Here is a 1,714-nt window from a genome sequence, read left to right as displayed (position 1 = left end):
ACACGAGATGACGGTCACCGTAGACGTTGTCGACGCGCCCCACGGGCGGCCAGTACTTGTTCGCCCGCAGCGACGCGACCGGAAACACGGCCGTCTCGCGCGAGTATGCATGAGACCACGCGCCAGCGAGCACCTGCGCGGGGTGGGGCGCATGTTTCAGGGGGTTGTCCTTCGCATCCAGGGTGCCGGCCTCGACCTCGCGAATCTCCTGGCGGATGCGGATCATGGCGTCGCAGAAGCGGTCGAGTTCGGCTTTCGATTCGCTCTCCGTGGGCTCGATCATGAGCGTCCCCGCCACCGGAAACGACATTGTCGGCGCATGGAAGCCGAAGTCGATGAGGCGTTTCGCCACGTCTTCGACGGTGATCCCGGTCCTGTCCGTGAGCGCGTGCAGATCGACGATGCACTCGTGCGCCACGCGGCCGTGCTCGCCGGTGTACAGGATCGGGAAGTGCGGCGCCAGGCGCTCGGCGACGTAGTTCGCGTTGAGGATTGCGACCTCGCTTGCGCGCCTGAGGCCCGCCGCGCCCATGAGCGCGATGTACGCCCAGCTGATGGGCAGGATGCTGGCGCTGCCCCACGGCGCCGCCGACACCGCGCCGATGCCGGGCACCCCCGCCACGTCGTGCCCGGGCAGGAACGGCGCGAGATGCCCCTTGACCGCCACCGGCCCGACGCCGGGACCGCCGCCGCCGTGCGGAATGCAGAAGGTCTTGTGCAGGTTGAGGTGCGAGACGTCGCCGCCGAACTGACCGGGCTGGCACAGGCCGACCATCGCGTTGAGGTTCGCGCCATCGATGTACACCTGCCCGCCGCGGGCATGCACGAGCTCGCAGATCTCGCGCACCTGACTTTCGAACACGCCGTGCGTGGAAGGGTAGGTGATCATGATGGCGGCGAGGTGGTCGGCGTGCTTTTCCGCCTTCGCCGCGAGATCCGCGAGGTCGACGTTGCCGCGCGCATCGCACTGCACGACCACCACCTGCATGCCCGCCATCTGCGCGCTCGCCGGGTTGGTGCCGTGCGCCGAGCTGGGAATGAGACAGACGTTGCGATGCCCCTCGCCGCGACTCGCGTGCCACGCGCGGATCGCGAGCAGCCCGGCATACTCGCCCTGCGAGCCGGCGTTGGGCTGGAGCGAGACCGCGTCGTAGCCGGTGCACGCGCAGAGCATCCGCTCGAGGTCCGCGATGAGCTGGCGGTAGCCTGCAGCCTGATCGGCTGGCGCGAAGGGGTGGAGTCCGGCGAACTCGCGCCACGTGATCGGGATCATCTCGGTCGTCGCGTTGAGCTTCATCGTGCACGAGCCGAGCGGAATCATGGTGCGGTCGAGCGCGAGATCCTTGTCCGCGAGGCTGCGCAGATAACGCAGCATGGCGGTTTCGGAGCGGTGCGCGCCGAACACGGGATGGGTGAGGAAGGTGCTCGTGCGTGCGAGCGCGGCCGGAATCGCGGACGGCGTCGCAGGCTCGACCCCGGCGAACGCGGGCAACTCCGCGTTGGCGGACGCGAAGAGCGACCACAACGTTTCCACGTCGGCGCGCGTCGTCGTCTCGTCGAGCGTGATGCCGACGGTTTCTGCATCGACTTCGCGCAGATTGATGCGGTGGGCGCGGGCGGCCGCGCGCACGGCTGCGGCGCGTGCACCGGTGCGCACGGTGAGCGTGTCGAAGAAGGCGTCGTGTGCGACGTCGCAGCGCAGGCGGCGCAGGCC

The 1,714-nt window shown here is 69.1% G+C and carries 1 protein-coding gene; it reads right to left on the bottom strand.

The features are described 5' to 3' along the window. The coding region (gene gcvP / locus JNK68_15945; protein ID MBL8541836.1) for an aminomethyl-transferring glycine dehydrogenase at positions 1-1,714 on the bottom strand (1,714 nt) is incomplete at both ends.

Source organism: Betaproteobacteria bacterium, assembly GCA_016791345.1.
Taxonomy (GTDB): domain Bacteria; phylum Pseudomonadota; class Gammaproteobacteria; order Burkholderiales; family JAEUMW01; genus JAEUMW01.
Note: the sequence above shows the minus strand (reverse complement) of the source record. Positions and strands in the feature narration are given on the sequence as shown.